This window comes from Streptococcus sp. LMAG:39 (assembly GCF_008680485.1).
Taxonomy (GTDB): Bacteria; Bacillota; Bacilli; order Lactobacillales; family Streptococcaceae; genus Streptococcus; species Streptococcus pasteurianus.
In genome coordinates this window covers 1,009,283-1,022,885 of the sequence record NZ_NALE01000001.1, presented here as the reverse complement: position 1 = coordinate 1,022,885, position 13,603 = coordinate 1,009,283, and the positions used below count along the sequence as shown (strand labels likewise).

The 13,603-nt window shown below is 37.0% G+C and carries 11 protein-coding genes; 8 read left to right on the top strand and 3 right to left on the bottom strand.

The window, feature by feature from the left end; translation table 11 throughout:
* The first annotated feature begins 6 nt into the window (after window positions 1-6).
* The 7 genes from CCC20_RS05030 to CCC20_RS05000 all read left to right on the top strand — a co-directional run bounded on the left by CCC20_RS05030 (window position 7) and on the right by CCC20_RS05000 (window position 10,726).
* Complete coding sequence (locus CCC20_RS05030; protein WP_041973084.1) at window positions 7-2,061, top strand: BglG family transcription antiterminator; 2,055 nt, start codon at window positions 7-9, stop codon at window positions 2,059-2,061.
* Window positions 2,062-2,199: 138 nt separating this feature from the next.
* Window positions 2,200-3,291, top strand: coding sequence for an L-ascorbate 6-phosphate lactonase (ulaG, locus tag CCC20_RS05025; RefSeq protein ID WP_041973087.1), 1,092 nt, complete (start codon window positions 2,200-2,202; stop codon window positions 3,289-3,291).
* A 61-nt stretch (window positions 3,292-3,352) separates the two neighbouring features.
* The gene (gene fsa / locus CCC20_RS05020) at window positions 3,353-4,000 is read left to right on the top strand and encodes a fructose-6-phosphate aldolase (protein WP_043881192.1); all 648 of its coding nucleotides are present in this window, start codon (window positions 3,353-3,355) and stop codon (window positions 3,998-4,000) included.
* 40 nt (window positions 4,001-4,040) lie between these two features.
* Window positions 4,041-6,011: a transketolase gene (gene tkt, locus CCC20_RS05015; protein ID WP_003066754.1), complete on the top strand. Its 1,971-nt coding sequence runs from the start codon at window positions 4,041-4,043 to the stop codon at window positions 6,009-6,011.
* A 218-nt stretch (window positions 6,012-6,229) separates the two neighbouring features.
* Window positions 6,230-7,174, top strand: a complete 945-nt coding sequence (locus CCC20_RS05010; protein WP_013852302.1) for an AEC family transporter — start codon at window positions 6,230-6,232, stop codon at window positions 7,172-7,174.
* Between the two features lie 399 nt (window positions 7,175-7,573).
* Complete coding sequence (gene polA / locus CCC20_RS05005; protein ID WP_270620153.1) at window positions 7,574-10,210, top strand: DNA polymerase I; 2,637 nt, start codon at window positions 7,574-7,576, stop codon at window positions 10,208-10,210.
* A 93-nt stretch (window positions 10,211-10,303) separates the two neighbouring features.
* Window positions 10,304-10,726: a CoA-binding protein gene (locus CCC20_RS05000; RefSeq protein WP_058692557.1), complete on the top strand. Its 423-nt coding sequence runs from the start codon at window positions 10,304-10,306 to the stop codon at window positions 10,724-10,726.
* Between the two features lie 37 nt (window positions 10,727-10,763).
* Here the strand turns inward: CCC20_RS05000 and CCC20_RS04995 are convergent, their stop codons facing one another.
* On the bottom strand, window positions 10,764-11,318 hold the full coding sequence (locus tag CCC20_RS04995) for a PadR family transcriptional regulator (RefSeq protein ID WP_003066747.1): 555 nt from the start codon (window positions 11,316-11,318) through the stop codon (window positions 10,764-10,766).
* Window positions 11,319-11,382: 64 nt separating this feature from the next.
* Complete coding sequence (locus CCC20_RS04990) at window positions 11,383-11,919, bottom strand: phenolic acid decarboxylase (protein ID WP_003066744.1); 537 nt, start codon at window positions 11,917-11,919, stop codon at window positions 11,383-11,385.
* 269 nt (window positions 11,920-12,188) lie between these two features.
* On the opposite strand from CCC20_RS04990, the gene perR reads away from it, so the two are divergent.
* Window positions 12,189-12,686, top strand: coding sequence for a peroxide-responsive transcriptional repressor PerR (gene perR / locus CCC20_RS04985; RefSeq protein ID WP_013852299.1), 498 nt, complete (start codon window positions 12,189-12,191; stop codon window positions 12,684-12,686).
* A gap of 77 nt (window positions 12,687-12,763) precedes the next feature.
* On the opposite strand, the gene CCC20_RS04980 is transcribed toward perR, so the two are convergent.
* On the bottom strand, window positions 12,764-13,522 hold the full coding sequence (locus CCC20_RS04980; RefSeq protein ID WP_013852298.1) for a DUF975 family protein: 759 nt from the start codon (window positions 13,520-13,522) through the stop codon (window positions 12,764-12,766).
* Window positions 13,523-13,603 lie beyond the last annotated feature (81 nt).

Genomic DNA, 13,603 nt, shown 5'->3' with positions numbered 1-13,603 from the left:
GCGGTTATGCTAGATAAAAAATCAATTCAGATTATGAATTATTTAATTAATGAAGAAGAAATTAGTCTAACCAAACTCATGTCAAAGACTTCTCTTTCTAAAAAACAAATTCTTTACGCATTGGACCATATTAACTCTTTTTTACTAGAGAACGATAGGGCTGCGTTATCAATATTCAAAGAAAATATCATTTTAACCTCAGAGAATAAGCAATTCTTTATTGATTGTTTTATTAACAATACTTTATTTACTGACTATTTGTTAGATGCGGACGAGCGAATCAAATATATCTTCTTTCTAATTTTTAATAAACCATCCGATTATTTATCAATTAGTGATTTTCTAGTGTCACTAAAAGTAAGTAAATCAACTGTTATTAGTGATATTAAGAGATTGCAAAAGGAAATAAAACCATCCGATATTAAAATTAAAAATGATAGAAATGTTGGCTATTATTTATCAGGAGATGAAAATCAAATTCGCTATCTAGCAATGTATTATATTTTGGAAGATCTAGCTTCCGATTTTGGAACATTCTTTTATGACTATTTCTTTTTCAATGAATCTATAGATGTTTTAAAACAGATTTATGAAACTTTTATTGCTTTTTCTAAAAAGTATGATTTTACATTTACAGATAGGCAATTGACAGAAATTGTATACACTTTATCTCTCTTTCTTAATCGCTTAAAAAGTAATTCGTCTGATGATGACAATTATAAATATAAAGCTTTGGAGATATCAAAGGAATTTAAACTATCAAAGGATATCTTAAATCAATTTCTCCCAGATACTAACAAAGAGGCAATTGGCTTTCTAACTTCATGGATACTGACTTTTACCACGGTTCATATTGGTGAAGATGCCTTTGATAGAAAGATCATATTGGAACTTGTTAATAAGGTTATTAAACGCTTTGAACTTTTATCAGGGATTGAATTTTATAACATGAAAGAAGTTGAAAATAATTTATACAGTCACTTTAGAGCGGTTCATCATAGAATGATTTATAAAATACCAATTTTGAACCAATTTTCATCACGTATAAAATCACAATATCCCAACCTTTTTAAAATTGTAGGATTAGCTTTAAAAGAGATAGAAGATTGTTATGATTTTCCGATTCCAGAAGAAGAAATTGCCTATTTAACTTTACATTTCGCGGTTGCTATTGAAGATTATGGTATAAAAGATGATGGTAAATTGGTTGCAGCAGTTGTTTGTCAAAATGGAATTGGAAGCTCTGCACTTGTCTTTCAACAATTAAAACTTTTATTCCCAGATTTTCGCTTCCTTGGTCCATATGATAAAAACAGTTTACTTGTTGAACCTTCGAAAGTTGATATGATTTTTTCAACAGAATCAAACTTAGACCTATTTTCTTTAGCGAAGGAAGTATTTGTTGTTAATCCAGTCATGACGTCAGAGGAACGCTATAATTTATTACGCAAAGTCTATAGTAAATTCGGAATTAATAAAGTTCGTTTACCAAGGGTCACAGACTTAGTTACTATCATCAATAAAAATACTGAGATTAAGGATACTAAGCAATTAGAACAAGAACTTTATACTTATTTGTTAACACCAAATGATAAAAGAATTATTGACTGCAATAGAATTGCAGAGCCCAATTTATCTGACCTTTTAGAAATTAAATTTATTCAGACCAATGTGGAAATTTCAGATTATGAGGAGGGAATTTGTAAAGCAGCTAAACCTTTGCTCCAAAGTGGCATCATCCAAAATCAATATTTGGAAAAACTTATTGATGATTATCATAAAGGGGTAATAATGAGATTAACTTCCTTGTTTTGTATGCCACACGCTACTGATACTGGTGGAAATAATTTGGGGATGAGTTTAGTTGTCTTAAAACATCCATTTATATTTAAAGATAAAAGTAGTGTGAAATATATTTTGCTACTTTCAGCACCTAAAAGTAGTGTCCATTTACTGGCTATGAATCAGTTATTAAAACTGTTAGGTCAGGAAAACTTTTATGAAGCCTTAGATAATTTTTCTCCTAAGGACATTTATCATTATATTTTAGAAAATCAATAGTAAAACCCTATAGCTAAAAACTTTCAGCCCAAAAATGAACACATCATCGTGTAATACTTGGTCTTTTTTGGAATCGCTTTCTAGACTATACTGTTATTGTAAATGAATAACGTAACAATACAAATAGGAGGAAACAAAATGGCTAATGTTAAAGACATCACACGTGAATCATGGATTTTAAATACTTTTCCTGAATGGGGAACTTGGCTCAACGAAGAAATTGAAGAAGAAGTCGTTCCTAAAAATAATTTCGCTATGTGGTGGTTAGGCAATTGTGGTGTTTGGATTAAGACACCAGGAGGTGCAAATATTGTTATGGACCTCTGGTCAAATAGAGGAAAATCAACTAAGAAAGTCAAAGATATGGTTTGGGGACATCAAATGGCAAATATGGCGGGGGTTCGTAAATTACAACCAAACTTGCGCGTGCAACCAATGGTTATTGACCCATTTGCCATTAATGAATTGGATTACTACCTCGTCTCTCACTTCCATAGCGACCATATTGATATCAATACCGCTGCTGCCATTGTAAACAATCCAAAACTTGACCACGTTAAATTTGTGGGACCTTATGAATGTGGGGAAATTTGGAAAAAATGGGGTGTTCCAGAAGAACGTATCATTATTATCAAACCAGGAGAAAGCTTTGAATTTAAAGATGTTAAAGTGACTGCTGTTGAATCTTTTGACCGTACGTGTCTTGTGACGCTTCCTGTTGACGGTGCCAAGGAAAATAATGATAGTCTGAAAGGACTTGCTGTGACAGATGAAGAGATGGCACGTAAGGCAGTTAATTACATCTTTGAAACACCAGGTGGAACGATTTATCATGGTGCCGATTCACATTTTTCAAATTATTTTGCAAAACATGGTAAGGACTTCGACATTGACGTTGCGATTAACAATTATGGGGACAATCCAATTGGTATTCAAGACAAGATGACCTCAATTGACCTTCTTCGCATGGCTGAAAATCTTCGTGCCAAGGTCATCATTCCAGTGCATTATGATATCTGGTCAAACTTTATGGCTTCAACGGATGAAATCCTTGCTCTCTGGAAGATGCGCAAAGAACGCCTACAATATCAATTCCACCCATTTATCTGGGAAGTTGGTGGTAAATATGTTTATCCACAAGATAAAGACCGTATTGAATATCACCACCCACGTGGTTTTGATGATGTGTTTGAGCACGATTCAAATATCCAGTTTAAAGCTTTACTTTAGTAGGATAAAGGGTTGTTATCAGCCCTTTATTTTATCAGAAAAAATGAAAAGGAGACAAACAATGAAATTTTTCTTAGATACAGCTGATGTTTCGGCGATTAAAACGGTTAATGAACTAGGTGTCGTGGACGGTGTCACGACTAATCCAACGATTATTTCCCGTGAAGGGCGTGATTTTGAGACGGTTATCAAGGAAATTTGCCAGATTGTTGACGGTCCCGTATCGGCAGAAGTCACAGGCGTAACAGCTGAAGAAATGATTACTGAAGCGCGTGATATTGCTAAATGGGCAGATAATATTGTGGTCAAAATTCCGATGACAATGGAAGGGTTGAAAGCAGTCAATGTGCTTTCAAAAGAAAACATTAAAACCAACGTCACTCTTATTTTTACGGTATCTCAAGGGCTTATGGCTATCAAAGCTGGTGCAACCTTTATCAGTCCATTTGTTGGACGTTTGGAAGACATCGGCACAGATGCTTACCAATTGATTTCAGATTTGCGAGAAATCATTGATTTTTATGACTTTGATACGGAAATCATTGCAGCAAGTATTCGTAATACAGTTCATGTTGAGAACGTTGCGAAACGAGGTGCTCATATTGCTACCATTCCAGATGCTGTTTTTGATAAAATGACCAAACACCCTTTGACGGATTCAGGGTTAACACAGTTTATGCAGGATTGGAAAATTTTTAAGGGTGAATAATCTTAAAAGTTAGCAGAATGATTTCACAAGGAGAATTATTATGTCACAATTATCTGTTAATGCCATTCGTTTTTTAGGAATTGATGCCATTGAAAAAGCCAAATCAGGTCATCCAGGAGTCGTTATGGGAGCTGCTCCAATGGCATACAGTCTTTACACTAAACATTTGCGTGTCAATCCTGCTGTTTCAAACTGGATTAATCGCGACCGCTTCATTTTATCAGCAGGGCATGGTTCAATGTTGCTTTATGCTCTTCTTCATTTGTCAGGATTCGACGTTACGATTGATGATTTGAAACATTTTCGTCAATGGGGGTCAAGAACGCCAGGTCATCCCGAATACGGTCATACTGATGGTGTGGATGCAACCTCTGGACCACTAGGTCAAGGGATTTCTATGGCTGTCGGACTAGCACAGGCGGAACGTTTCTTAGCTGCAAAATACAATAAACCAGATTTTCCAATTTTCAATCACTATACCTATGTTATCGCTGGTGACGGTGACTTTATGGAAGGAGTGTCTGGCGAAGCATCATCTTACGCAGCTAAACAGCAATTGAATAAGTTGATTGTTCTTTATGATTCAAATGATATTTGCCTAGATGGTGAGACAAATGCTGCTTTTACTGAAAATGTTCGTGCACGCTACAATGCTTATGGTTGGCATACTGCTATTGTTGAAGATGGCACAGATATCAATGCCATTAGTCTTGCTATCGAAGAAGCAAAAGCTTCTAACAAGCCAAGCTTGATTGAAATTAAAACAACGATTGGCTACGGTGCACCAACAAAAGGTGGAACCAATGCGGTTCACGGAGCTCCACTCGGTGCTGAAGAAATAGCTGCCACACGACGTCATCTTGGCTGGGAGTATCCACCGTTTGACGTTCCCGAAGAGGTTTATGATGATTTTAAAGAAAATGTAGAGAAGCGTGGGGTTGCAGCATATCAAAAATGGTTAGAAATGCTCGCAGACTACAAAATAGCCTATCCAAATGAAGCTAAAGAAGTTGAAGCTATTATTAGAGGAGAGGACCCAGCAACGCTCACAGAAGCAGATTTTCCTGTTTTTGACGATGGCTTTTCACAAGCAACACGTCACTCGTCACAAGCTGCGATTAATGCGGCAGCAGCGGTTCTTCCTAATTTTCTTGGTGGCTCAGCTGACCTTGCTCATTCAAACATGACTTATATTAACGATGATGGCTTACAAGATGCTGAACATCCACTTAATCGCAATATTCAGTTTGGTGTTCGTGAGTTTGGTATGGCAACTATTTTGAATGGTATGGCACTGCATGGTGGGCTTCGCGTTTTTGGTGGGACATTCTTTGTCTTTTCTGATTATCTTAAAGCTGCCATGCGTCTGTCTGCTCTCCAAAGCTTGCCAGTTGTCTATGTTTTTACTCATGATTCCATTGCTGTTGGTGAGGACGGACCAACTCATGAGCCAATTGAACAATTATCAGGTTTGCGAGCAATTCCAAATTTGACAGTGCTTCGCCCAGCAGATGCCCGTGAAACGCAGGCTGCTTGGCACTATGCTTTGACACAAAAATCAACGCCGACAGCGCTTGTTTTAACACGTCAAAATCTAGTTGTTGAAAAAGGAACAAGTTTCACTGCCGTCGAAAAAGGTGCTTATGTTGTTTACGAGTCAAGCGCAGATTTTGATACCATTCTTTTAGCATCAGGCTCAGAAATTAATTTAGCGGTAGAAGCGGCTAAAAAATTAGTTGCCCAAGGTGGTAAGGTTCGAGTTGTTTCAGTACCGTCAACAGAATTATTTGATGACCAACCAGCAGAATATAAAGAAATGATTCTCCCAAATGCTGTTCGGAAACGTGTTGCTATTGAAATGGCGGCAACCCAACCATGGTATAAATACGTTGGCTTAGACGGCAAAGTCATCGGTATTGATACGTTTGGAGCTTCAGCACCAGCATCAGAGGTGATTGAACACTACGGTTTCACAGTTGATAATATTGTCAACACTGTCAATCACCTTTAATAATGTTTTATGATACAAAGAAAGTTCCCTATAATTTCCTCAGGAGCTTTCATACCTACTGTATTTGATTACTCCCTTAATACAGCAGTTATTTTTGCTAATATCTAACATTAAAAACGACTGGAAAACAGTCGTTTTTAAGTGATTTTTTAACCGTACTTAAGAAACCTAAGAAAATATGCTATACTGAAAATAATTAGTTTAAAAGGAAGTAAGTAATGACAACGTTTGTGAACAGTATTTCAGGTGTCTTAGTTATTTTGGTCATGGTTATGGTGGGCTATGTTTTAGCTAAAAAAGGTTGGTTTGATGACCAGACCTCCTCTTTGATTGCACAATTAGTTACCAAAGTGGCTTTACCATGTTACATGATTTATACGATTGTTGGTCGTTTCACGGCTGATGAATTGTTAAAAATGCTGCCACAATTGCGTTTTCCTGCTCTTTCGATGATTATTCTACTTGCGATTGCCATGGCGGTAGCGCAGCTATTTGCCGTAGATAAAAAACATCAGGGCTTGTTTGTCTCTATGTTTTTTAATTCCAATACCATTTTTGTGGGATTGCCTATCAATCAAGCCCTTTTTGGTGATAAAAGCATTCCTTACGTTTTGGTTTATTACATGTGCAACACGACTTTCTTTTGGACGATTGGAACTTATTTTATCCAAAAAGATGGACGTCATTCTGCCACGATTGACTTTCGTGATAGTTTACGAAAAATTTTCTCACCACCGCTTTTAGGCTTTATTATTGGGGTGATTTTGGTGCTATTGAACATCCAACTGCCTGCCTTTTTACTTAGCGACTTTCAATATTTGGGCAACCTTACGATTCCGCTATCAATGATTTTTATTGGGATTTCGGTGGCAAATGCAGGGCTGTCACGCCTGCGTTTTAGTAAAGACAATGTTTTGGTTCTTTTAGGACGTTTTGTTGTAGCTCCGCTGTTAATGATGGTGATTGTTAGCCACACGCAAATGCCATTACTAATGAAACAAGTCTTTATCATCCAATCAGCCATGCCTGTTATGACAAACGCCCCCGTTGTCGCAAAACTTTACGGAGCAGACGCAGATTACGCAGCTATTATGGTGACCGAATCAACCCTTCTCACCATGCTCATCGTCCCAATTTTGATGTATTTAGTGAATTATTTATAATGATAAAATGGCACTTCCAGCATAATGGAAGTGTTTTTTCAACACAAAAAGCCTAGCCAAAGGCTAGACTTTAAGGAGATTATGAAAAAGATACATTCACTTAGCTTGGGAGGTGCTAAAGTGAACGTTAGCTAGCAAACCTAGCTGTGAAAGTTTTAGGAATAGTTAAAGTATAAAAAGCTAGCCTTAAAGAAAACTTAAGTGAAAGATTATTTTCTACTAAAGACAGAAAAACCAGAAAATTCACCATAATCTTTGAAATTAATGCCTTTATTAATTCCAATACAAAAAAATGTTATAAAAGTGGAGATTGTGTGTCATTTTAGAGAAATTTGGAAAAAAGGATTTCTTCAACCTTCCAAAGCCAAATGAAAGCTCAAGATATGTTATAATAAAGCCATGGAAAACAAGAAAAAATTACTTTTAATTGACGGGTCATCCGTTGCTTATCGTGCCTTTTTTGCACTGTATAATCAGATTGATCGCTTTAAAAATCGTGCTGGTTTGCATACCAATGCCATTTACGGTTTTCACCTCATGCTCAATCATTTATTAGAAAGAGTTCAGCCAACACACGTTTTGGTGGCTTTTGATGCTGGTAAGACGACTTTCCGTACAGAAATGTACAAAGATTACAAGGCAGGTCGTGCCAAAACGCCAGATGAATTCCGTGAGCAATTGCCTTACATTCGTGAAATGCTTAGTGCGCTTGGCATTACTTTCTATGATTTGGAAAATTATGAAGCCGATGACATCATCGGAACGCTGGATAAATTAGCTGAAAATGAGGACGAGTACGACGTTACCATTGTCAGCGGAGATAAAGACCTTATTCAATTAGCTGATAACAACACAACCGTCGAAATTTCCAAAAAAGGTGTGGCTGAGTTTGAAGAATTCACCCCAACTTACCTTATGGAAAAAATGGGGATTACGCCAAAACAATTCATCGACCTTAAAGCCCTTATGGGTGATAAATCCGATAATATTCCTGGTGTTACCAAAGTTGGTGAAAAAACAGGTCTAAAACTTCTCTTAGAATATGGCAGCCTTGAAGGTGTTTACGAAAACATCGACGGCATGAAGAAATCTAAGATGAAAGAAAACTTGATTAATGATAAAGAGCAAGCTTTCTTATCTAAGACCTTGGCGACTATCAATATCAGTGCACCGATTACCATTGGTTTGGACGACATCGACTATCAAGGACCAGATTTAGACAAATTAGTACCATTTTACGATGAAATGGGCTTCAAGCAATTTAAAGACAATCTAGGTGCTCCGAAGAAACAAGAAAAATTCGACGTTAGCTACACCGAGGTGGATAGCTTGAGTGCGGATATGTTCGCAGATGACCAATTTTTCTATTTTGAAATTTTAGGTGATAATTATCACGTTGAAAATATCATTGGCTTTGCTTGGGGAAATGACAAGGCGATTTATGCGTCAACCAATCTTGACCTTCTCAAGGACGATTTGTTCAAAGCAGCGCTAGCTAAACCAATCAAAACTTACGATTTCAAACGTAGCAAAGTCTTGCTTAGTCATTTTGGTGTTGATTTACCAGCGCCAGCATTTGACAGCCGTTTGGCAAAATACCTCCTATCAACGGTTGATGACAATGAACTGTCAACTATTGCACGACTTTACACGGATTATGTTTTAGATAGTGATGAAGCTGTTTATGGCAAGGGGGTTAAGCGTGCCGTTCCTGAAAAATCGGTGCTGCTCAGCCATTTAGCACGTAAGATTGTGGTTTTGAACCATTCTGAGAAAGTCATGCTAGACAAGTTGACAGAACACCAACAAGCCAGCCTTCTCTTTGACATGGAGCAACCGTTGGCAAATGTCCTTGCTAAAATGGAAATTGCAGGTATTTCGGTTAAAAAAGCAACGCTTCAAGAAATGGAAGCTTCTAATCAGGCTGTTATCGATGAGTTGACACAAGAAATTTACGATTTGGCGGGCATGGAATTTAATATCAATTCGCCAAAACAATTGGGTGAATTGCTCTTTGACAAGATGCAATTGCCAACAAGCTACACGAAGAAAACCAAGACAGGGTATTCAACAGCGGTGGATGTCTTGGAACGATTGGCGCCAATCTCGCCAATCGTGTCTAAAATTTTGGAATATCGCCAAATTGCCAAATTGCAATCAACTTATATCGTTGGTTTGCAGGATTTCATTTTGCAGGATGGTAAAATTCACACCCGTTACTTACAAGATTTGACGCAAACAGGTCGTTTGTCTAGTGTTGACCCTAACTTGCAAAACATCCCAGTACGTTTGGAACAAGGGCGCTTGATTCGTAAAGCATTTGTCCCAGAGACAGAAGATGAAGTGCTTTTAAGTTCTGACTACTCACAAATCGAATTGCGTGTTCTGGCTCACATTTCAAATGATGAGCATTTAATTGCGGCTTTCCGTGAAGGAGCAGACATTCACACGTCAACAGCCATGCGTGTCTTTGGTATTGAAAAAACAGAAGATGTCACACCAAATGACCGTCGTAATGCTAAGGCTGTTAACTTTGGTATTGTTTACGGCATTTCGGATTATGGGCTTGCTAATAACCTCGGCATTCCACGTAAAGTGGCTAAACAATACATTGAAACGTATTTTGAACGCTATCCAGGCATTAAAAATTACATGGAGCGCGTGGTGCGTGATGCCAAAGACAAAGGTTATGTCGAAACGCTTTTCCACCGTCGCCGAGAGTTGCCAGATATTAATTCACGTAATTTCAATATTCGTCAATTTGCAGAACGCACAGCTATCAACTCACCAATCCAAGGTAGTGCAGCTGATATTCTCAAAATTGCCATGATCAACCTTGACAAAGCCTTAGTTGACGGTCAATTCAAGACAAAAATGCTTTTACAAGTACACGATGAAATCATTCTTCAAGTACCAAAAGACGAACTTGAAGCCGTTAAAACATTGGTCAAAGAAACCATGGAATCAGCGATTGACTTATCAGTACCCCTCATTGCAGACGAAAATGCAGGACAAACATGGTACGAAGCAAAATAGAAATAAAGAAACGAGCTACCAAACTTTGGTAGCTTGGTTTTTGCATTAACTATGTTATACTTAAGAAAAACGTCATACAAAGGAGGCAGCCAGATGACAACATTTCAAAATCCTAGTCAAGATGTGATTGCTGATTATTTAAAAAATGCCAAAACCATTGCTGTTGTTGGTTTATCACATCGTGAAAATAGTCCAGCTTATGGTGTTTCAAAAATCATGCAAGAAGCTGGTTATACGATTATTCCTGTCAATCCAAGATTAGCAGGACAGAAAATTTTAAACGAGACAGCTTATGCTAGACTTCAAGACGTTCCTGTCCACATTGACATTGTTGATGTTTTCAGACGAAGTGAATTTCTACCAGAAGTTGCCAAAGATTTCATTGAAACAGATGCCGACATTTTTTGGGTGCAACTTGGTCTAGAAAGTCAAGAAGCTGCTGATATTTTACAAGCCGCAGGACGTGATAAAATTGTCATGAACAAATGCATCAAGATTGAATATCAAGGCTTGTAAGCTAACAAAAAAACTGAGAGTCCGCAAAAAGCGACTCTCAGTTTTTATTCTGTTTCTGCCATTGTTGGATAGTGTCCTCAATCCAGCTCAATTGACTGCTAACACGGGAAATGGCGCGGCTTAGGATAAGGTAGTGACCGTAGGCACGCTCAATATCTTTCGAGCTTGAAAAAAGTAATTTTTCTCGCATTTTAAAATGCGCCAGCTGTTCTAGCAAAATCTGACGTTCTTCCTCTAATAAGGACAAAATTCGCGGGTTAGCTTGGTCGTGGATAAAGAACATTTTTAAAGAGAAAAGGTCCTTTTGAATAGGCGCTTCCTCGACCGTCTCCTCTAACCAGTTAGAAAGAATTGCTTCCCCCTCACTCGTTAATTGGTAATATTTTTCCTTAGCATTATCTTCAGAGGTCGTTTGTTTGAGCCAATTGTCATTGGACATACGTTTTAATTCAGGGTAAATCTGACTATGAGAAGCACGCCAAAATTCGCCAATCTCATTGTCAAATTGTTTCGTAATAGCCTGCCCAGTAATCGGTGAAGAATGTTTGACAATCCCCAAAATGATATAGGGTAAGAGACGTTCTTTAGGCATAAGACCTCCTTGTAATGAATAGTTGTTTATAACTAGTATAGCAAGAATTCATCAGATTAGATAATTATTTTTTCCAACGTTTGTAATTATCATCAAAGTATTTCCCGTTACGAATGTCGTCTGGTAAGCCTTCGTATGGTGCTTCAGAGATGACATCTTCGTTATTTTGCCCCGCATCACCCATATAGGTAATGTGAGCAAATTCAGGAACGACTAATTTTGGATAAGTAGCGTATTTTTCGCGAGATTCTTCCATTAAATCAATGTGTTCATTTTGGAAGCAAACCGTAATTTCAGGATGTTCATGAACCCAAGCAGGAAAGAAAATCGTACCGTTCAATTTTTTCTCATTGGGCACGAAATCAAGGGCAACATCAGTACCAGTTGGTTCTGTCCAAGCAACTTTATAAACGCCTTCTGTGAGCATAACGATATTAGCTTCTTGGTCTTTGACCCAACGCCCAGCAACCATACCGCCATGAATACGATAATCAACAGTGTGTTCATTTTTAGCATACCATTCGTATTCCCAACCATTATCGTAAGTGTAAATAAAGTGAGTTCCTAAAAAATCGTCCAAAGTTTTAAATATTTTTGTCACCTGTTTTTTCTCCTTTTATTTATTTTTATGTCGTTAACGATAAATATATTATAAAACCAAAGGCAAGAAACAGTCAAGAATTTTATGTCGATATTTACAAAAAATCAAAAATAATATCTCAAAAGACAATTTCATCAATTTTTTCTAAAAAATATCTCAGTAACTTGAAATTGTCTGATTTTTATCATAAAATAGGTGAGCGTGTCTTGACATGTACTTTTTTAAACTATGTTATAATTAACTTAGTAAATTAGATAAGGAGAGCTATAATGGATGTTCACACTCACCACCGTCCTTTGGATGCCTATGAGAATGTCATTGAGCATCTCAAAAAGAAACATATCCGTATAACGGAGACTCGCAAAGCCATTATTGCTTATATTATAAATAGTCATGAGCACCCTAGTGTCGATAAAATTTATAGAGACCTATTGCCAGAACACCCTAATATGAGTTTAGCAACGGTTTATAACAATATGAAAGTATTGGTTGATGAAGGATTTGTTGCCGAGTTAAAAGTAACAAACGACACCACAACTTACTATGATTTTATGGGACATCAGCACATTAACATTGTTTGTAAAAACTGTGGTGAAATTGCTGATTTTATGGATGTTGATGCTATTGATATTGGCAAAGAAGCTTATGAACAAATAGGTTATCAAATCACAAAAATTCAACTGACAGCTTACGGCATTTGCCCAAAATGTCAAGAAAAACTAAAAGCAGCAGGCGAATTTTTTATGACTTATCGAGAGGATAAGTAAAGGTTCAAATTGGATTTTGGTCATAAACCTGAATAATATAACAAATCACCTTAGCAAGGCTAGGGTGATTTGTTATATTATTCAGCATTTTCTAGTAAGTCTTCGTAGAAGAAGAGGTTGGCTGTTGTAGTGTATGGTAGTGTGTAGAAGTAAAGCAAACCACAAGTGATTCCTGTTAAGATGTACCAACCAATGAAGCTAAATTGTAAGCAGAAGAAACGCCATCTATTTCCTTTCATCAGTTTTGTACTCTTATCAATAACGCTACGAGGACCTTCATAAGTGCCGTTTTGGACATCATCATAAAGAATATAAGTTGTCATGCAGTATGAATAGTTTTTAATAATAGCAAGTACAAATCCCGCCATCATCGCAATCAAACCGATAATCACAATAATCCATCCTGCAGCAGAATCATCTACAGCTGCATAAGTAACTCCGATAGTAAAAATAAATATTCCGACACCAGCAATCAAAGACCATAAGAAGAGAAATAGCCATTTTAAAATAGCTGTCAAAACGTATTTCCCAAATAGTTCGTTTGAAAAGACAATCATGTTGTCTCCTACTTCGACGTGGTTGCGTTTGAAGCGAATTACGTCAAGTACAGCATAACTTGCCGACGCAAGAAATAGTGCAGATAGAATGCCAATGATACTTGGAACAGATTCTGTGATGCTAAATTCAGTACCGTGGCTTGTTGTGAAAATTGTTTGACGATAAGAAATTGAAACGGTAAGAATCGCTAAAACAATAGAAACAATAAACAGTTGGTATTTACCAGAGAGAGTTTTAAGAAATTCTCTAGCTTTTCGACGTGTTTCTGAAGCTTTCATAATGGTCCTCCTTTATTATCCCTTAAAAAAATAATTACTTCCACGTTTTTAATTATATCATATTGTATTAGATATAACACA

Excerpts from the sequence above, each read along its gene's own strand:
- CCC20_RS05030 (WP_041973084.1), top strand. The coding sequence starts at position 7 with ATGCTAGATAAAAAATCAATTCAGATTATGAATTATTTAATTAATGAA.
- ulaG (WP_041973087.1), top strand. The coding sequence starts at position 2,200 with ATGGCTAATGTTAAAGACATCACACGTGAATCATGGATTTTAAATACT.
- fsa (WP_043881192.1), top strand. The coding sequence starts at position 3,353 with ATGAAATTTTTCTTAGATACAGCTGATGTTTCGGCGATTAAAACGGTT.
- tkt (WP_003066754.1), top strand. The coding sequence starts at position 4,041 with ATGTCACAATTATCTGTTAATGCCATTCGTTTTTTAGGAATTGATGCC.
- CCC20_RS05010 (WP_013852302.1), top strand. The coding sequence starts at position 6,230 with ATGACAACGTTTGTGAACAGTATTTCAGGTGTCTTAGTTATTTTGGTC.
- polA (WP_270620153.1), top strand. The coding sequence starts at position 7,574 with ATGGAAAACAAGAAAAAATTACTTTTAATTGACGGGTCATCCGTTGCT.
- CCC20_RS05000 (WP_058692557.1), top strand. The coding sequence starts at position 10,304 with ATGACAACATTTCAAAATCCTAGTCAAGATGTGATTGCTGATTATTTA.
- CCC20_RS04995 (WP_003066747.1), bottom strand. The coding sequence starts at position 11,318 with ATGCCTAAAGAACGTCTCTTACCCTATATCATTTTGGGGATTGTCAAA.
- perR (WP_013852299.1), top strand. The coding sequence starts at position 12,189 with ATGGATGTTCACACTCACCACCGTCCTTTGGATGCCTATGAGAATGTC.
- CCC20_RS04980 (WP_013852298.1), bottom strand. The coding sequence starts at position 13,522 with ATGAAAGCTTCAGAAACACGTCGAAAAGCTAGAGAATTTCTTAAAACT.